17 protein-coding genes are annotated in these 17,674 nt (G+C 74.4%); 12 read left to right on the top strand and 5 right to left on the bottom strand.

Features of this window, described 5'->3' with window-relative positions; translation table 11 throughout:
• Positions 1-63: 63 nt before the first annotated feature.
• Positions 64-420 carry a PRC-barrel domain-containing protein gene (locus M4960_RS01925; protein WP_111084060.1) on the bottom strand — a complete coding sequence of 119 codons (357 nt, stop codon included), beginning with the start codon at positions 418-420 and terminating at the stop codon, positions 64-66.
• A 50-nt stretch (positions 421-470) separates the two neighbouring features.
• The gene (locus tag M4960_RS01930; RefSeq protein WP_248703317.1) at positions 471-1,463 is read right to left on the bottom strand and encodes a glycosyltransferase family 9 protein; all 993 of its coding nucleotides are present in this window, start codon (positions 1,461-1,463) and stop codon (positions 471-473) included.
• A gap of 100 nt (positions 1,464-1,563) precedes the next feature.
• Here M4960_RS01930 and M4960_RS01935 point away from each other — a divergent pair, with 100 nt between their 5' ends.
• Genes M4960_RS01935 through M4960_RS01965 form a run of 7 tightly spaced genes read left to right on the top strand, consistent with a single transcriptional unit; the run spans position 1,564 to position 8,478 of the window.
• Complete coding sequence (locus M4960_RS01935; protein WP_173168560.1) at positions 1,564-2,130, top strand: HAD family hydrolase; 567 nt, start codon at positions 1,564-1,566, stop codon at positions 2,128-2,130.
• Complete coding sequence (locus M4960_RS01940; RefSeq protein ID WP_248703318.1) at positions 2,127-3,203, top strand: glycosyltransferase family 9 protein; 1,077 nt, start codon at positions 2,127-2,129, stop codon at positions 3,201-3,203. Before M4960_RS01935 ends, M4960_RS01940 begins: the two co-directional genes overlap by 4 nt.
• 53 nt (positions 3,204-3,256) lie before the next feature.
• Entirely contained in the window at positions 3,257-4,294 is a 1,038-nt protein-coding gene (locus tag M4960_RS01945; protein WP_173168559.1) for a glycosyltransferase, read from the top strand.
• Positions 4,291-5,649 (top strand): glycosyltransferase, encoded by a 1,359-nt coding sequence (locus M4960_RS01950; protein ID WP_173168558.1) that lies wholly within the window; start codon positions 4,291-4,293, stop codon positions 5,647-5,649. The genes M4960_RS01945 and M4960_RS01950 overlap by 4 nt, the downstream gene beginning before the upstream one ends.
• Entirely contained in the window at positions 5,646-6,266 is a 621-nt protein-coding gene (locus M4960_RS01955) for an SIS domain-containing protein (RefSeq protein WP_123339609.1), read from the top strand. The genes M4960_RS01950 and M4960_RS01955 overlap by 4 nt, the downstream gene beginning before the upstream one ends.
• A gap of 59 nt (positions 6,267-6,325) precedes the next feature.
• The gene (locus M4960_RS01960; RefSeq protein ID WP_248703589.1) at positions 6,326-7,738 is read left to right on the top strand and encodes a PfkB family carbohydrate kinase; all 1,413 of its coding nucleotides are present in this window, start codon (positions 6,326-6,328) and stop codon (positions 7,736-7,738) included.
• 35 nt (positions 7,739-7,773) lie between these two features.
• Complete coding sequence (locus M4960_RS01965) at positions 7,774-8,478, top strand: SDR family oxidoreductase (RefSeq protein WP_248703319.1); 705 nt, start codon at positions 7,774-7,776, stop codon at positions 8,476-8,478.
• A 688-nt stretch (positions 8,479-9,166) separates the two neighbouring features.
• Here the strand turns inward: M4960_RS01965 and M4960_RS01970 are convergent.
• A complete protein-coding gene (locus M4960_RS01970; protein ID WP_248703320.1) occupies positions 9,167-10,264 on the bottom strand; it encodes a glycosyltransferase family 9 protein in 1,098 nt (365 codons plus the stop codon).
• A gap of 145 nt (positions 10,265-10,409) precedes the next feature.
• Here M4960_RS01970 and M4960_RS01975 point away from each other — a divergent pair, with 145 nt between their 5' ends.
• The 5 genes from M4960_RS01975 (at position 10,410) to M4960_RS01995 (ending at position 16,154) form a co-directional block, all read left to right on the top strand.
• A complete protein-coding gene (locus M4960_RS01975; RefSeq protein WP_248703321.1) occupies positions 10,410-11,825 on the top strand; it encodes an aldehyde dehydrogenase in 1,416 nt (471 codons plus the stop codon).
• Positions 11,822-13,399: a D-glycero-beta-D-manno-heptose 1-phosphate adenylyltransferase gene (gene rfaE2, locus M4960_RS01980; protein ID WP_248703322.1), complete on the top strand. Its 1,578-nt coding sequence runs from the start codon at positions 11,822-11,824 to the stop codon at positions 13,397-13,399. The genes M4960_RS01975 and rfaE2 overlap by 4 nt, the downstream gene beginning before the upstream one ends.
• A gap of 93 nt (positions 13,400-13,492) precedes the next feature.
• The gene (locus M4960_RS01985) at positions 13,493-14,281 is read left to right on the top strand and encodes a DedA family protein (RefSeq protein ID WP_248703323.1); all 789 of its coding nucleotides are present in this window, start codon (positions 13,493-13,495) and stop codon (positions 14,279-14,281) included.
• Positions 14,278-15,495: a sensor histidine kinase gene (locus M4960_RS19555; RefSeq protein ID WP_248703324.1), complete on the top strand. Its 1,218-nt coding sequence runs from the start codon at positions 14,278-14,280 to the stop codon at positions 15,493-15,495. Before M4960_RS01985 ends, M4960_RS19555 begins: the two co-directional genes overlap by 4 nt.
• Complete coding sequence (locus M4960_RS01995) at positions 15,492-16,154, top strand: response regulator transcription factor (protein WP_123292794.1); 663 nt, start codon at positions 15,492-15,494, stop codon at positions 16,152-16,154. The genes M4960_RS19555 and M4960_RS01995 overlap by 4 nt, the downstream gene beginning before the upstream one ends.
• A gap of 424 nt (positions 16,155-16,578) precedes the next feature.
• Here the strand turns inward: M4960_RS01995 and M4960_RS02000 are convergent, their stop codons facing one another.
• Complete coding sequence (locus M4960_RS02000; protein WP_111084072.1) at positions 16,579-17,079, bottom strand: Dps family protein; 501 nt, start codon at positions 17,077-17,079, stop codon at positions 16,579-16,581.
• A gap of 156 nt (positions 17,080-17,235) precedes the next feature.
• On the bottom strand, positions 17,236-17,649 hold the full coding sequence (locus M4960_RS02005; protein WP_248703325.1) for an SIP domain-containing protein: 414 nt from the start codon (positions 17,647-17,649) through the stop codon (positions 17,236-17,238).
• Between the last annotated feature and the right edge of the window lie 25 nt (positions 17,650-17,674).

Here is a 17,674-nt window from a genome sequence, read left to right on the forward strand (position 1 = left end):
CGGCGCCGACCACCGCCAGGGCAGCGCGCAGTGGCCGGCGGGCGATCCGGAGCAGTTCCGGCCTCAGCGGCGTCCGAGGCGACGCTCGCCGCCGCTGCCCGTGCGGTACTCGAGGCCGTAGTGCTGGAACAGCTCGGGCTCGGTCGCGGCGTCGAGCTCACCGTCGGTCGCGATGGAGGGTGCGTCCTTCACGAGCTTCTTCGGGAAGGTCACGCGCAGGTGCTTCGGTGCGACGGTCGCCCCGACGAGGGGGACGAACACGAGCTTCTGGAAGCCGACCATCCCGGTCGTGAGCGCACCGAACGCCGGCTCGGACGTGGCGGTGTCGTAGTAGATGCTCTCGAGCGTCCCGACCTTGTCCTCGGCCTCGTCGACGACCGGCAGGCCGATCCAGTCACGGATGTTGGCGGCTTCGAACACGAAGGACTCCTTCCGAGTGCCCGGTGGGTCCGGGTGGCTCTCGGTCGACGCTACCGGTCGGCCGCCTGTGGGGTCACCCCGAGCACGTCGAGCCGGTCCACCGCGGCGAGCACGTCGGCCGCGCCGACCGCCAGGATCGCCGGGTCGGGGTCCTCGGCGAAGACGTCGCCGCGCCGGACCGAGGCATCGGTGAGCACGATGTGCGGACCCGACGCGGGCGGTCCCCAGGCCTCCGGCGGCGCCGGGCCGAAGAGCACCACCGACGGCACGCCGTACGCGGTCGCGAGGTGCGCCGCACCGGTGTCGACGGTGACCACGAGCCGCGCCGCGGCGATGACGCCCGCGAATTCCTGCAGCTCCAGGGAGCCGGCCAGGACCGCCCCCGGCGCCAGGCCGGCCGCGTCCGCGACGGCACGTGCACGGACGACGTCGTCCGCGCCTCCCGTCAGGACCACGTCGGCACCGCGCTCCCGCAGTCCGCGCACCACGTCGGCGAAGCGGTCCGTGGGCCAGTGCCGCGCCCCGTGGAAGGCACCGACGTGGACGACCGCGGCGTCGGCGACCACGGGCGGTGCCGAGGGGCGGTCGACGGGCACGTCGTCGGCGTCGGCGGGGACGCCGTGCCAGGTGAGCAGGTCCGCCCAGCGGTCGCGTTCGTGCACGTCGGACGGCCACTCCGGACCGTCGTACCCGTGGGTCGGGTCGGCGTGCCCGATGACCCGTCGGGGCTGCAGGGCGGCGATCAGGTCGGACGACTCGGGGCCGGCGCCGTGCAGGTTCACCGCGACGTCGACCGTGCCGGCGGGGGCGTTGATCGGGTGGTCGAGGCCGTGCTGCGCCAGGTGGACGTCCACGGCGGGGACGAGTTCGACGACGGGCGCCAGCCACGCCGTCGTCGCGAGGGTGATGCGGTGGTCGGGGAAGGCCCGTCGCAGAGCGCGGAGCGCGGGGACGGCGACCAGGAGGTCGCCGAGCTTGATGGCGCGGAGGACGACGAGCTCCGGGCGTCCGTCGGCGGCGGGCAGGGTCTCGAGTGCGGTCACGGGCGCGACGGTAGGCGGTGTCCGCTGGTGGCGTCGGCAGCGGGCGCGTTCCCCGGCTGTCCTGAGCCGGCACGCGGCCGCCGACCGGTACTCCGGTGCCATGCCCCTCGCTCCGGACCGCGCGATCCGCGGCCTGCTCTTCGACCGCGACGACACCCTCGTCGTGGACGTCCCGTACAACGCCGACCCGCGCCTGGTGGTGCCCGTCCCCGGTGCCCGTCGCGCCGTGGAGCGGGCTCGTGCAGCCGGGCTGCTGCTCGGCGTGGTCACGAACCAGTCCGTGGTCGCGAAGGGCCTCGCGACGCGCGAGCAGGTCGACGCGACGAACGCCCGCGTGGACGCGCTCGTCGGGCCGTTCGACGTCTGGTGCGTCTGCCCACACGACGCCGGCGACGACTGCGCCTGCCGGAAGCCGCGGCCGGGCATGGTCCTCGACGCCGCCGAGCGACTCGGGGTCCCGCCGGACGCGCTCGTGGTGGTCGGCGACATCGGCGCCGACGTGCAGGCGGCGCGGGCCGCAGGAGCGCAGGGCGTGCTCGTGCCGACCCCGCGCACGCGACCCGAGGAGGTCGACGACGCCGAGACCGTCGCGGCGACCCTCGCCGAGGCCGTCGACCTGGTGATCGCCGCGGCCGGTCCGTCGACCGTCGGGACGGACCGCACGTGAGCCGTCCCCGCGTTCTCGTGGCGCGCCTCGACTCGTTCGGTGACGTCCTGGTCGCCGGCCCCGCCGTGCGCGCCGTCGCCGCCGGTGCCTCGCACATCACGATGCTGTGCGGACCGCAGGGCACCCCGGCCGCCGACCTGCTGCCCGGTGTGGACCGCGTCCGGGTGTGGGCAGCGCCCTGGGTCACCGAGACGGCGCGGCCGATCGACGACGCCGTGCTCGCCGAGTTCCGCGCGCTCGTCGCCGAGGAGCGACCCGACGAAGCGGTCGTCCTCACCTCGTTCCACCAGTCGCCGCTGCCCCTGGCGCTGCTCCTCCGCCTCGCCGGTGTCCCCCGCGTCTCCGGGGCCTCGGTCGACCACCCGGGGTCGCTCCTCGACGTCCGCCTGCGACCCGGCGAGGACCTGCCCGAGGACCTCCCCGAACCCGAGCGCGCGCTGCGGATCGCCGACGCGGCCGGGTTCCGGCTGCCGCCGGAGGACGATGGGAGGCTCGTGGTGCGTCACGACGCCGTCGCACCCCGGTCCGTGGCCGGGCTGGGACGGTACGTGGTCGTGCACCCCGGCGCCAGCGTCCCCGCCCGGTCGTGGCCGGCGTCGCACCACCGGGAGCTCGTCGCCGCGTACGCCGAGCGTGGCGTGCCCGTCGTCGTCACCGGCTCCCCCGGTGAACGCGACCTGACCGCGGCCGTCGCCGGCGCCACCGGCATCGACCTCGGCGGTCGGACCACGCCCGCCGAGCTCGCCGCGGTCCTGGCCGGTGCCGAGGTCGTCGTCGTCGGCAACACCGGGCCGGCGCACCTCGCCGCGGCGGTCGGCGCACCGATCGTCAGCCTCTTCTCGCCCGTCGTCCCCGCCGTCCGGTGGGCGCCGTACGCACCGCTGGTCGAACTGCTCGGGGACCAGGCGGCTCCCTGCCGGCTCAGCCGTGCCCGCGAGTGCCCCGTCCCCGGCCACCCGTGCCTGTCCACGGTGCGCATCGAGGACGTGCTCGCGGCCCACGAACGGCTGCTCGACCGCGCTTCGCGGATGGAACCGAGAAGTCTGCGGAGCGCGCCAGAAGGTGCTGCGTAGCGTCCGCCACTGCTCCCCCTTCTCCTCGTGCCCGACCGACCGAAAGGCCCCGCATGCGCATCCTCGTCTGGCACGTGCACGGCGGCTGGATGGACGCCTTCGTCCGCGGCCCGCACGAGTACCTGATCCCGACCACGCCGGCGCGCGACGCCTGGGGCCTCGGTCGTGGCGGGCGCGCCTGGCCGGCGTCGGCGATCGAGATCGACCCCGCCGACGTCGCCGACGCCGAGGTCGACGTGGTCGTCCTGCAACGCACCGAGGAACTCGACGCGGCGAAGCGCCTGCTGGCCGGTCGCGACGTGCCGATCGTCTTCGTCGAGCACAACGCGCCCCGCGTCGACGTGCCGAACAGCCTGCACCCGTTCCGCGACCGCGACGACCTGACCATCGCGCACGTCACGCACTGGAACGCGCTGATGTGGGACTGCGGCACCACGCGCACCACGGTCGTCGAACACGGCGTCGTCGACCCCGGCCCGCGCTACACCGGCTCGCTCGACCGCCTCGGCGTCGTCATCAACGAGCCCGTCCGCCGGGACCGCGTCGTCGGCACCGACCTGCTCCCCCGCTTCGCGGCCGTGGCACCCGTCGACGTCTGGGGCATGGGCACCGAACGGCTGCCGGAGCTCGGCTTCGGCGACGCCGTGGTCGCCCGCGGTGACGTGCCCTCCGACCCGATGCACACGGCCCTCGCCGAACGCCGCGCGTACGTCCACCCGAACCGGTGGACCTCGCTCGGCCTGTCGCTCCTCGAGGCGATGCACCTGGCGATGCCGGTCCTGGTGCTCGCGACGACGGACGCGGCCCGCACGGTGCCGGGCGAGGCCGGCGCGATCGCGACGGACGTCGAGGAGCTGGTGCGGGCCTCCCGGATCCTCATCGAGGACCCCGACGAGGCGCGCCGACGGGGGGCCGTGGCGCGGGAGGCCGTACTCGCACGGCACGCGCTCGGCCGTTTCACCGCCGACTGGGACGACCTGCTCGACGACGCCGTGACCCGCGGTGCCCGGCGCGACCGGGCGGTCTCGGCCCCGACTTCGGCCACGGCCTCGGCCCCGACTTCGGCCACGTTCGAGGGGAGCCTCCGATGAAGATCGCGATGGTGTCGGAGCACGCGAGCCCGCTCGCCGTGCTCGGCGGTGTCGACGCCGGTGGACAGAACGTCCACGTGGCCGAACTGTCCGGGGCGCTCGCGGACCGCGGGCACCAGGTGACCGTCTACACCCGGCGTGACGACGCATCCGCGCCGGTCCGGGCGCCGCTGCGTCCGGGGGTCGACGTCGTGCACGTCGACGCCGGTCCGGCGCGGCACGTGCCGAAGGACGAGCTGTTCCCCTTCATGGGGACGTTCGCGTCGGTGCTCGCCGCGGAGTGGTTCGTGGACCGGCCCGACGTCGTGCACGCGCACTTCTGGATGTCTGGGCACGCGGCACTCGACGCCGTCGCGCAGGTGCAGGCCCGGACCGGCGGCACCCGCATCGCCGTCGCGCAGACCTTCCACGCGCTCGGCGTCGTGAAGCGTCGGCACCAGGGCTCGGCCGACACGAGTCCCGCGGAGCGCGAGTGGCTCGAACCGGCCGTCGGACGGAGCGCCGACCAGGTCGTCGCGACGTGCTCCGACGAGGCCTTCGAGCTGAAGGCCCTCGGCGTCCCCCTGCAGCGCATCTCCGTCGTGCCGTGCGGTGTCGACGTCGCGCTGTTCCGCCCCGACGGGCCCGTCGAGGAGCGCGGCCGTCCGCAGCGGGTGCTCACCGTGTCGCGGCTGGTCCGGCGCAAGGGCGTCGGCACGACCATCGCCGCACTCGCCGCCCTGGTCGCCGAGGGGCGCGACGTCGAACTCGTGGTCGTCGGCGGTGCCGGTGTCGCCGGGGCCGACCTGGTGGACGACCCCGAGTACCAGCGGCTCGACGCCCTCGCCCGGTCGCTCGGGGTCCGTGACCACGTGACCTTCCGCGGACAGCTGGCGCAGCACGAGATGCCCGCCGTGTACCGGAGCGCCGACGTCGTGGTCTGCGCACCCTGGTACGAGCCGTTCGGCATCGTCCCGCTCGAGGCGATGGCCTGCGGTCGACCCGTCGTCGCGTCGAGTGTCGGTGGGCTCATCGACACCGTCGTCGAGGACGGCACGGGCCTGCACGTCCCGCCGCGCGACGAGGCCGAGGTCGCCGCTGCCGTCGGCGCCCTGCTCGACGACCCGGACCGCCGCGGATCCCTCGGCCGGGCCGGCCGTGCACGCGCGGAGTCGCGGTACACGTGGAAGAAGGTGGCCGCCGACAGCGAGCGCGTGTACGAGCGGCTGCTGGCCGGTGCCGTCGCCGTGGCCGCACCGACCACCACGGCGGGCGCACCGCAGCGCACCACCACGGCGGGCGCACCGCAGCGCACCGCCACCCACGCCGGACGGGTCCCGCGTGCCGCACAGCCGACCGAGAGGACCGCCCGATGACCATCGACCAGCAGCCCGGCATCGACGAGCACACCACCGCGAGTGCGCGCATCGTGCTCGACCACGTCGCCGCCTCGGTCCCCGTGATCGCCTCGCTCGTCGACCACCACGACCACATCGCCGCCTGGGCCGACGACATCGCGGCCCGACTCGTCGCAGGTCGCCGCCTGCTCGCTGCGGGCAACGGCGGGTCGGCCGCCGAGGCGCAGCACCTGACCTCGGAGCTCACCGGACGGTTCGACGGCGACCGCCCCGCCTACTCCGCGATCTCGCTGCACGCGGAGACCTCGGCGGTCACGGCGATCGGCAACGACTACGGCTTCGACCAGGTCTTCGCGCGACAGGTGTCGGCGCACGCCCGGGCGGGTGACGTCGTCGTGCTGCTGTCGACCAGCGGCAGGAGCCCGAACCTGCTCCGCGCCGCCGAGGCCGCCCGCGCCGTCGGTGCCCGGACGATCGCGATGACCGGGCCCCGGCCGAACCCCCTCGCCGAGGCCGTGGACGACGCGATCTGCATCGCGGGGCCGTCCGCCAACGTGCAGGAGGCGCAGCTCGTGCTCGTGCACGCCCTGTGCCGGGCGATGGAGCCCGCACTGCGCCGCGGGGTCCGGCGATGACGCCCCAGCAGCCGGCCGCGCAGCGACCGGCCGGGCCCCACCGCGCGGCGGGTCGTCGCCTGCGGATCGTCGTCGTCGGCGACACCTTGCTCGACGTCGACGTGGCCGGCACCAGCGATCGGCTCAGCCCGGACGCACCCGTGCCCGTCGTCGACGTCACGACCGACGACCGCCGCGCCGGGGGTGCCGGACTCGTCGCCACGATGCTGGTGCGCGACGGACACGACGTCACCCTGGTCACCGTCCTGGGCGACGACGCCCGTGCGCAGGAGCTCCGCGACCTGCTCCCCGACGTCACCGTGGTCGCCGGGCCCTCCGGTGCCCCGACGCCGGTGAAGACCCGCGTGCGCGTCGTCGACCACGCGCTCGTCCGCATCGACGAGGGTTGTGCGACCCCGCCCGTGCCCGAGGCCACCGACGCCATGACGGCCGCCCTCGACGACGCCGACGCGATCGTGGTTGCCGACTACGGCCGCGGGGTCGCCGCCGCTCCGGCGCTGCGGGAGGCCCTCGCACGCCTCGCCGAGCACACCCCCGTGGTCTGGGACCCGCACCCGAAGGGCGCCGCACCCGTTCCCGGCATCACCGTGGCCACCCCGAACGCCGCCGAGGCCCGCCGGTTCACCGACGTCGACGGCCACGGCGTGCCCGTCGCCACCGTGCCCGTCGCCACCGTGCCCTTCGCGACCGTGGCTTTCGCGACCGTGGCCGCGGCGGCCCTCGTCGAGCAGTGGGGTGTCGGCGCCGTCGCGGTGACGCTCGGCGACCGCGGAGCACTCCTCGCCGACGACCGTTCGGACAGCCGCTTCGTGCCGGCACCCTCCGTCACCGTCGGCGACCCGTGCGGCGCCGGCGACCGGTTGGCGGCCGGTGTCGCCGTCGCACTGGCCGGTGGAGCGGACGTCGCCGACGCCGTCGCCGCCGGTGTGGTCGCGGCCTCCGAGTACCTGGCCGCCGGCGGCGTCACCGCGCTCTTCGCCGACGACGGCCCCGCGCCGCTCCGGGTACCGGGAGCCGACCGCGACGCGCTGCGCACCGTGCACGAGGTCCGGAGCGCCGGCGGCACCGTCGTCGCGACCGGCGGCTGCTTCGACCTGCTGCACGCCGGGCATGCCCGCACCCTGTCGGCCGCGCGGGCACTCGGCGACTGCCTGGTCGTGTGCCTCAACTCGGACAGTTCAGTCCGCGCGCTCAAGGGTCCGGACCGGCCGATCATGACCCAGGACGACCGCGTCGAGCTGCTGCTCGCCCTGGACTGCGTCGACGCCGTCGTGGTGTTCGACGAGCACACCCCCGACGAGGCACTTCGCCGGTTCCGCCCGGACGTCTGGGCGAAGGGCGGCGACTACACCGCGAGCGAGCTGCCCGAGGCCGCGACCCTCGCCGAGTGGGGCGGACGAGTCGTCACCGTCCCGTTCCACCCCGGCCGCTCGACGACCCGCCTGGCCGCAGCCCTCGAACACGTCGGCTGAACCCGACGGACCCACGCCCCTACGGAAGGAATTCCATGCCCGTCCCCACCACCCCCATCGGTCGCGTCCTCGTCACCGGCGGCGCCTCCGGACTCGGCGCAGCGGTCGTCGCCGCGGTCGTCGAGGCCGGCGGCACCCCGATCGTCCTCGACCTGCGCGTCGACGCGGTGTCCGAGGGCATCGACGCCGTGGCCGTCGACGTGTCGGACACCGACGCGGTCGAGCAGGCGGTCCGCCAGGCGGCCGACCGTCACGACGGACTCGACGCGGTCGTGACCGCCGCGGGGATCGACACCCCGGCACCGATCGACGCGATCTCGTCCGGCAACTGGGAGAAGATCGTCGCGGTCAACCTCATCGGCACCGCCTCGGTCGTCCGCGCCGCACTGCCCGCCCTCGAGGCAGCGCACGGACGTGTGGTCACGATCTCGTCGTCGCTCGCCCTGCGCGGCGTCGGCGACGGCACCGCGTACTCGGCGTCGAAGTTCGGCGTCCGCGGCTTCTCGCAGGCCCTGGCCGCCGAGACCGCCGGTCGCGTCGGTGTCACCAACGTGATCCCGGCCGGCATGCGCACGAACTTCTTCGCCGACCGCACCGAGCAGTACAAGCCGGGTCCGGACGCGCAGCTCATCGAGCCCGAGTACGTCGCGAACGCGATCCTCTTCGCGCTGGCGCAGCCGGCTGGCTGCGAGATCCGGGAGCTGTCGATCATGCCCGCGACGGAGCCGAGCTGGCCGTAGGCGCTCGCTGCGCGCCGCGCCGCTGCCAGGCGCATTGGTCGTCGCCACGGGGCGGACGGGAGGCGCGTGCCGGGTTGGCACCGGGCCTCCCATCCGTCCGTCTTGTCACGTTGCCTGCGCGGTGCGGCTTGCGTCGTCTGGTGCGGAGTTGACGGCGTGGTGCGCGCCTGTGGCGCCGCACGCAGCGGTCAACGGCGCACCGGGTGGGGACGTGCGCACGGTGCGGCCGGGAGAGGCGGTGCCGGCCGTGCGCCGGGCCTCCCGTCCGTCGGTCTTGTCACGTTGCCTGCACGGTGCGGCGTGCGTCTTTTGGTGCGGGGTTGACGGCGTGGTGCGCGCTTGCAGCGCCGCACGCAGCGGTCAACCGCGCACCGGGTGGGGACGTGCGCACGGCGCGGCCGGGAGGCGCGTGCCGGGTTGGCACCGTGCCTCCCGTCCGTCCGTCCTTCTTGTCACGTTGCCTGCGCGGTGCGGCGTGCGTTGTCTGGTGCGGAGTTGACGGCGTGGTGCGCGCTTGCAGCGCCGCACGCAGCGGTCAACCGCGCACAGGGTGGGGACCTGCGCACGGTGCGGCTTGCGTTGCCTGGTGCGGGGTAGACGGCGTGGTGCGCGCTTGCAGCGCAGCACGCAGCGGTCAACCGCGCACGGGGTGGGGACGTGCGCACGGTGCGGTCAGACGGTGCCGCGGTCAGACGGTGCGGAGCAGGTCGGCGACGTCGTCGAGGACCCACTGCGGGTCGACCTCGTCGACGTAGGACGGGTCGTGCGCGCAGCGCTCGGCCGTCCACCCCACCTGCGTGACGTCGATCCCGCAGACCGGGCAGCGCGTGACGTAGGACAGGTGCACGCGGTGGCGCCCGCGGTCGAACGGCCCGGCGTTGACGACGTTGCCGAACCAGAACACGCCGACGGTGGGCGTCCCGACGGCGACCGCCAGGTGCCGCGGGCCGGAGTCGTCGCCGACCATGACGTCGGCGGCGGCGAGCACGGCGGGGAGCTCGCGGAGCGGCACGGCACCGGTCAGGTCGTGCACCCGTCCGGCGAGGTCGGCGGGCAGCGCCTCGACGATGGCGGTCGACGCCGGCACGTCGGACGCGTCGCCGACGAGCACCACGTCGTCCCCGGCGGCGAGCCAGACACGGGCGACCTCGGCGAATCGTGAGGGGCTCCAACGGCGGCGCGGGTCCGTCGCCCCGGGGTGGATCGCCACAAGCCGGGTGCCGTCCCCGGCGACGCCGAGCCGCTCGCGGACCGCTGCCCGCTCGTCGTCGGACACGCGCACCCGCGGATCGAGCGTGACGGGGGCGGCACCCGCGAGCGACACGACCTCGAGGGCACGCAGGACCTCGTGCTGGTAGTAGACGTAGCGCACCCAGCGCTCGAGGACCTCAGCGTCCTCGGTCGCGGTGCCGACGGTGTGCCGGGCGCCGAGGCGGAGCAGGAACGGGTTCGAGTTGCGACCCCCACCGTGCAGCTGCACCGCGAGGTCGAACCGGCCGGCCAGCCGCGCGAAGAAGTCCTCGGCATCAGGAGCGTCGTCGCCGGCGTCGCGGACACCTGGTGCGACCGGGAGTTCCTCGAAGGCGTGCACGGCGTCGGTCCGACCGCCCAGGACCGCTGCCGCGGCGGGCGTGCCGAGGAGCGTGGTGCGCGCGTCCGGGTAGGCAGCGGCGAGGGCCTCGAGGGCCGGCACGGCGAACATCAGGTCGCCGAGGCCCCCGCCGCGGAGCACCGCGATCTCGGTCACGCCGTCGAACCGTTCTCCGCCCACACCGATCTGCTGCACGCCTCTCGTCTACCGGTCGGATCCCGGTGGGACGTCCAGCACCGGGCGGCGGACAGCCACCGATGGACACGAAGCGCGGAGTCGAGTCGGCACACAGCGGTGTCCGAGCACCGTCTGACCCCCGCCCGCCCTCCGGAAGGACACCATGACGATCGCACCTGCTGCTGCCGACGCCGCCACGGACCTGGTGGTGACCGACCCCGTCGACGGGACGGTCGCGTCGACCGTGCCCCGTGCCTCCGAAGCCGACGTCCGCGATGCGGTCGCCCGCGCCCGGGCAGCTGCGGGCCCCTGGGCGCGCACCGCCCCGGCCGAGCGCGGGGCGCTTCTACACGCGGCGGCCGAGCACGTGCGCGCACACGCCCAGGAACTCGCCGACCTGAACACCCGCGAGACCGGCAAGGTGCCGGGTGACGCACTCGGTGGGGTCGAGGCCGGCGTCGGGACGCTCGTGCAGTACGCCGAGCTCGGACCGGTGCACCGCGGCGAGGCGCTGCGCGGGCAGTTCGGGGCCGCCGACTGGGCCGTCCCGCACCCCCGCGGCGTCGTGCTCGCCCTGACGCCGTGGAACGACCCGGTCGCCGTAGCCTGCGGCATCCTCGGTGCCGCGATCGTCACCGGCAACACCGTGGTGCACAAGTGCAGCGAGCGGTCCCCCGCCACCATCGCGCGCCTGAACGCCCTGCTCGCTGAGGTCCTGCCCGACGGCGTGCTCGTCGGCGTGGACGGGGACCGGTCCACCGGCGAGTTGTTGCTCGCCCAGGAGGGCATCGACGTGTACGCGCACGTCGGGTCCACCGCGACCGGTGACCGGCTGTCCGAGGTCGCCGTCGCGACGCGTGCCCACGTGGTCCGTGAGAACGGCGGGAACGACGCGGTCGTCGTCGATGCCGACGTCGACCCGGTGTGGGCGGCCGCCCAGGTGGCGCTTGGCGCGTTCGCGAACACCGGGCAGATCTGCACCAGCGTCGAGCGCGTCTACGTGCACCGTGACGTCGCCGGGCCCTTCGTCGCCGCCCTCGTGGCCGAGGCGGAGCGCCGCACCGCCGCACCCGCGACGACCTACGGCCCGTTGGTCGACGACCGGCTGCGCAGCACCGTGCAGTCCCACGTCGACGACGCCCTGCAGCGCGGTGCCTCGGCACGGACCGGTGGGCTCACCCCGGACGGCGCCGGGTCGTTCTACCCGGCGACCGTGCTCACCGGGTGCACCGACGACATGCTCGTGATGACCGAGGAGACCTTCGGTCCGATCGCGCCCGTCCGCGTCGTCGACGACTTCGACGAGGGCCTCCGGCTCGCCGCCGCCGACCGGTACGGCCTGGCCGCCACCGTCCTGACGAACGACACCGGTCACGCCCTGCGCGCCGCCGCGGAGCTGCCGGTCGGCACCGTCAAGGTCAACGCGGTGTTCGGTGGTGCGCCGGGCGGCAGTGCCCAGCCGCGAGGTGCCTCCGGAGCGGGTTTCGGGTACGGCCCGCACCTGCTCGACGAGATGACCACCACCACGGTCGTGCACCTCGAGCCCGCACCCGCACGCACCGCGGGCGGCACACGGTGAGCGTCGACGTCCGGCTCGTCCGCGACCTGGTCGCCACGATCGACGACCGCGAACCGCTCGTCGTCGTGATCGGCGACTGCATCCTCGACCGGTGGACCGTGGGCGAGGCCGAGCGGGTCTCGCGCGAGGCACCGGCACCCGTCGTCCGGGTCACCGAGACCATCGCGGTGCCCGGTGGTGCCGCGAACACCGCGGTGAACGCCCGCGCGCTCGGCGCCCGGGTCCGGCTCGTCGGACTCATCGGCGACGACGAGGCCGGCGACGTCCTGCGCGAACGGCTCGAGACCGCGGGCGTTGACACCGCGTTCCTGGTCGAGATCGCAGGTGCGCGCACCACCACGAAGTCCCGCGTGGTCGGTGGCGACCGGGTCGTGGTCCGGGTCGACGACCTGGCTGGTACGCCGACCGCTGACCACAACGAACGGCTGGGGCGTGCCGTCGCCCGAGCCGTCCGGTGCGCCGACGCCGCGGTCGTCTGCGACTACGGACTCGGCGTCCGAGCCGAGGACGTCGTCCCGGTGCTCGACCGCGACCGCCCCGGGTCCATCGTCGTCGACGCGCACGACCTGCCCCGCTGGGCGCCGTTGCGACCCGACCTCGTCACACCCAACGCCGGCGAGGCCGCAGCACTGCTCGGACGCGACCTCGGAAACGGCGCCGACCGGGTGGCCGCCGTCCTGGGTGCACGGGCCGACGTCCTCGCCCGGACCGGTGCCCGCGCGGCCGTCGTCACGCTCGACCGCGACGGCACCGTGCTGCTCGAGCCCGACACGGACGAGGGCTTCCGCACCCGCGCGGTGCCGGCGTCCGAGCAGCAGGCGTCCGGAGCCGGGGACACGTTCTGCGCCGCCGCGACGGTGGCGCTCGCGGTCGACGCGTCCGTCCGTGATGCCGTGTCCGTTGCCCAGGCTGCCGCCGACGTCGTCGTCCGCGAAGCCGGTACGTCGGTCTGCAGCGCCGCCGCGTTGCTCGACTCGGTGACGGCGCCGGCCGCGACCGTCGTCGACCACGACGAACTCGCGGCCGCCGTCGAACGGGCCCGTCAGGTCGGTCGTCGCGTGGTGTTCACGAACGGCTGCTTCGACGTCGTGCACCGTGGGCACACGACGTACCTGCGCCAGGCCCGGGACCTCGGCGACCTGCTCGTCGTCGCGTTGAACGACGACGACTCGGTGCGGCGGCTGAAGGGACCGGAACGCCCGATCAACCCGGCCGAGGACCGCGCCGGGGTGATCGCCGCCCTGGCCTGCGTCGACCTGGTGACGGTGTTCGCGACCGACACCCCGATCCCGCTCATCGAACGGCTGCGTCCCGAGGTCTACGTCAAGGGCGGCGACTACTCGCCCGAGATGCTCCGCGAGACGGCGGTCGTGCGCGGGTACGGCGGCGAGGTGGTCATGGTCGACTACGTCCCCGAGCACTCCACGACGGCCGTGGTCCGGCGCATCCGCGAAGCCGCGGCAGCGTCGGCCGGGTCCGCGGTGCCAGCCGCAGCGACCACCGCGACCGCGGCCGCGCCCGCAGCCGCGCCCGACCCCGAGGGGACCACCGACGGAAAGGTCATACCGCAGTAGGGGGTCGTCGAGACCCCGGCGGGATGGCAGCGCTCCCGGCGCTCCGTAGCGTCGAACCCGTCGACGAGGTCCGTCGGCGGAGGGAGCGTCGCCGTGTTCGACCAGATCACCCCGTTCGTCGTAGAGTTGGCCGCGAGTCCGCTCGTCTACGTCGTGCTCGTCGCCCTGTGCTTCGTCGACGGCTTCTTCCCGCCGGTCCCGAGCGAGTCCGCGCTCGTAGCCGTCGCCGCCATCGCCGCGACGTCCGGCCAGCCCGTTATGGCCGGGGTCCTGGTGGCCGCCGCGGTGGGTGCGATCGCGGGTGACTCGGTGGCGTACTGGATCGGTCGCCGGATCGGACTCGCCCGCCTGGCGCAGTCCCGACAGCCGCGGATCGCCGCGGCCTTCGCGTTCGCCGAACGGCAGATGCAGCGCCGGTCCGCGAGCCTGATCCTGGTCGGTCGGTACATCCCCGTCGGCCGGGTCGCGGTGAACATGACCGCCGGCGCGACCCGGCTGCCCTACCGTCGCTTCCTCGCCATCAGCGCGATCGCCGGGACGGCGTGGTCCGCGACCTCGGTCGGGATCGCCCTGGCCGCGTCGCAGGTGCTGCACGAGCCGCTCGTCGCCGCCCTGGTGTCGATGGTGGTCGCGGGCGGCCTCGGCATCGCGGTCGACCGGGTGATCGGTAGCATCAGCCGCAGGCGCGACACCCGTGCCGCCCGAGCGGCCGCCGCGATCGTCCCCACGACCGGCGTCCCCACGACCGACGTCCCCACGACCGTCGTGCCCACGACCGACGTGCCCGCGACCGACCTGCCCACCGCGAGCACCACACCCGTCACGCACGCCCCGTCCGCCACACCCCGAATCGTCCCCACCGGAGAGATCGTCCGACCGTGACCACCGCCCTGCTCCGCCCGCGACCGACCTGGCTGCCGCTGGCGACCCGGATCGCTCTCGTGGTTGCGGTGGTGTCCCTGTTCAGCGTCGCCGCCCCGGTGACCTCGGTCTACTACGCCGTCGCGGTCCCGCTCTCCCTGCTCGTGTCGGCGGTGCTCGCGGTCAGCATCGGCATCGCCCCGTTCGTCCCCCGAACCGCAGCCGCCGCCCACCTCGTCGGACTCGTCGCGCTCGGCCTGCTCACCGCGCCGGTCGAGACGAGCCCGTGGCCGATCCCGGTCACCGGCATCATCGGCCTGAGCGTCCTGCTCGTCGTGCTCGGGGTCCGCTCGACCTGGCGGCTGACCGCGATCGTGTGGGCCGTCGCCGCCGTGCTCCCCCTGCTGCTCGTCGCGGTGACGCCGGGCCGCTGGGACCAGCCCGCCGTGTGGGCGACGAGCTTCGTCGTGTCCGCCGGCGACACGCTCCTGGTCGCCGCGGCCGCCGTCGTCATCGGGCAGCGCCGCAGCATCCGCCAGGAGCTCGTCGCCGCCCGCCGCGACGCCGAGCTCGAGCAGGCCAGGCGCCGCACGGTCGAGGAGCGCTCCCGGATCGCCCGCGAGCTGCACGACGTCGTCGCGCACAGCATGTCCGTCGTGCACATGCAGGCGGAGTCGGCCCCGTACCGGGTGGCCGACCTGCCGCAGGAGGCCCGCGCCGAGTTCGCCGCGATCGCCGAGACCTCCCGCACCGCGCTGCGCGAGATGCGCCAGCTGCTCGGTACCCTACGCGGGGACACCGCCGCCGAGCGCGCGCCGCAGCCGGACCTCGCCGACCTGCCCGCGCTCGTGCAGGCCACGCGCGCCGCCGGCATCCCCGTCGACCTCGACGTCGACGTCGCCGACGACGTCGACCGGCTCGCGCAGCTCACCGTCTACCGGGTCGTGCAGGAGGCGCTCGGCAACGTCGCCCGGCACGCGCCCGGCGCGTCCACCGTCGTGACGGTCAGGAGGCATGGCTCGCGTCTCCGGGTGGAGGTCGCCAACACCGCTCCACCCGCTGGCACCGTGCCGGCCGCACCACCCGACGACGGTGGCTTCGGCCTGGCCGGGATGCGCGAGCGGGTGACGGCGCTCGAGGGCACGATCGACCACGGCCCCGTGGCGGACGGCGGCTTCACGGTCGTGGTGACCCTGCCCGTCCGCGTACCGGCGGCCGACGGGGGAAGCCGATGACGCGGGTGATGGTGGTGGACGACCAACAGATGTTCCGCATGGGACTGCGGGCGATCCTCCAGGCCCAGGACGACGTCGAGGTCGTGGGCGAGGCCGCGAACGGTGCCGAGGCGGTGGTCGCGGCGATCCGGCTGCAGCCGGACGTGATCCTGATGGACGTCCGGATGCCGGAACTCGACGGGATCGAGGCGACCCGACGGATCACGGCGGCGCCGACGGACCGACCCGTCCGCGTGGTCATGCTGACGACGTTTGACATCGACGACTACGTGTTCGACGCCCTGCGGGCCGGGGCGAGCGGCTTCCTGCTCAAGGACGCGAGCGCCGACGAGCTCGTCGCGGCGGTGCGCACGGTGGCTGCGGGCGAGGCACTGCTCGCGCCGCGCGTGACCCGGCACCTGGTCGAGGCGTTCGTCGCCGGACCGGTCACCGCCGCTCCGCGTACCGAGGTGCTCGACGTCCTGACCGACCGGGAGCGCGACGTGTTCCTGCTCATGGCGCGCGGGCGGTCGAACGGCGAGATCGCGGGCGACCTGTTCATCGCGGAGCAGACCGTCAAGACCCACGTGGGGCGGGTGCTGGCGAAGTTGCAGTTGCGCGACCGGGTGCACGCCGTGGTGCTGGCGTACGAGGCCGGCCTGGTCCGCCCGTCTGCCTGACGCGCCGCCGCGCCGCTCACGTCCCCCCGCCGCGCCGCGCCCGTCCGCCGCGCCGCTCACGTCCCCCGAGGTTCCGAAATCTGCACATCTCGCGCGCCGAAACGTCGGTCCGTGGAACCTCGGCGTCGCGCCAGCGGCGTGTCGCGCGATCTCGTCGGTGTCGCAGGGCCGGCACGGGTACAGGTAACGCGCGGGTACTTGCGCGCGCAACCAGCGACGTCGCCGATGTCGTACGACATCGAGTACGTCGCAACTGCGCGCCCGCAACGGTTGCACACGCGGAGCGGCGACAAGGTCGTTGTCGAACGACATCGAGAGTGTCGCACCGGGTCGAAGCGGGTCGCGGTGGGCAGACCCGACCACAGACGGACGGGAGGCCCGGTGCCAGCTGGCACCGGGCCTCCCGTCAGAAGGTGGTCGCGACTCAGGCGGCGAGGTGCGCCTGCAGGAACCAGCGGTCCTTCGTCAGACCGCGCTCGATCTCGATGACGACGTCCTGGCTGTTGAGGTCGACCTCGTCGAGACCCTCGACGGCGCGACGGACCTGCAGCAGGGCCGCGTCGATCTGGGCGATGACCTCGGTGATGGTGACGTCGGAGTTCTGGAAGCCCTGCGACAGCGGCGGCAGCGTCGTGTTGGCGGCGACGGTCGCGATGCGCGAGTCGACCGGCAGGCCGAGGGCGACGATGCGCTCCGCGGCGGTGTCGGCGTAGGCCTGGGCGTGCTCGACGATGTCGTCGAGGAGCTCGTGCACACCGACGAAGTTGCGGCCGCGGACGTGCCAGTGCGCCTGCTTGCCGTTGACGACGAGTGCCTCGAGGTCGATCACGACGGGGGCGAGGAACTGTGCCACTCCGGCGGCGAGCTCCGGCGTCGTCGAGAACGGGGACGTGGTGGTCGTGGTGCTGGTGGTGGTCGTGGTCATGTCTGAACCTCCTGCGTCGTGGTTACACCGGATCGCTGGGCCTGTCCTGACCAGTTCGGTGCTGCCGATGGACACAACCATGCCCGCTTCTCTTGTATGCCGCAAGGAAGCGGAGGCTGCCCTTACCGGCGGCGAGCAGCCGCCAGCCGGCAGCGGTCAGCCGACGAGCGTGTCGAAGCCGGCGTCGCTCAGCTCGAGCTGGACGGCGGAACGTGCGCGCTCGACCCAGGGGCTGTCGGTGCACCCGATCCAGACGCTCGTGCGCGGCTCGCAGTCGGCGACGCACCACTCGGCCGCCCAGCCGGTCAGGGCGTGCGCGAGGGCCTCGCCGTGGTCGGCGAAGACGAGTGGCGACACCGCCGAGGTGCGGGCGCTGCGGACCAGCCACGTCACGGTCACGCGGGGCGGCGCGGGCAGGATGCGGATCTGCTCGTCGAGGGCGACCTCGACGAAGACCTGTCCGTACGCGTTCTCCGGCAGGTCTTCAAGCTGACGGTGGATCTCCGGCAGGTCCTCGACGCCGCCGGCGATGAGGATGCGTTCGCTGGGCTGTCGCCGGGTCCGTGCCATGCTGCAACGGTAAGGCAAGCCTTAC

The sequence above is a fragment of the Curtobacterium sp. MWU13-2055 genome (genome assembly GCF_023242305.1).
Classification (GTDB): Bacteria; Actinomycetota; Actinomycetes; order Actinomycetales; family Microbacteriaceae; genus Curtobacterium.

Coding starts and splice junctions, on each gene's coding strand:
- M4960_RS01935 (WP_173168560.1), top strand. CDS start 1,564: ATGCCCCTCGCTCCGGACCGCGCGATCCGCGGCCTGCTCTTCGACCGC.
- M4960_RS01945 (WP_173168559.1), top strand. CDS start 3,257: ATGCGCATCCTCGTCTGGCACGTGCACGGCGGCTGGATGGACGCCTTC.
- M4960_RS01950 (WP_173168558.1), top strand. CDS start 4,291: ATGAAGATCGCGATGGTGTCGGAGCACGCGAGCCCGCTCGCCGTGCTC.
- M4960_RS01955 (WP_123339609.1), top strand. CDS start 5,646: ATGACCATCGACCAGCAGCCCGGCATCGACGAGCACACCACCGCGAGT.
- M4960_RS01965 (WP_248703319.1), top strand. CDS start 7,774: ATGCCCGTCCCCACCACCCCCATCGGTCGCGTCCTCGTCACCGGCGGC.
- M4960_RS01975 (WP_248703321.1), top strand. CDS start 10,410: ATGACGATCGCACCTGCTGCTGCCGACGCCGCCACGGACCTGGTGGTG.
- M4960_RS01995 (WP_123292794.1), top strand. CDS start 15,492: ATGACGCGGGTGATGGTGGTGGACGACCAACAGATGTTCCGCATGGGA.
- M4960_RS02000 (WP_111084072.1), bottom strand. CDS start 17,079: ATGACCACGACCACCACCAGCACCACGACCACCACGTCCCCGTTCTCG.
- M4960_RS02005 (WP_248703325.1), bottom strand. CDS start 17,649: ATGGCACGGACCCGGCGACAGCCCAGCGAACGCATCCTCATCGCCGGC.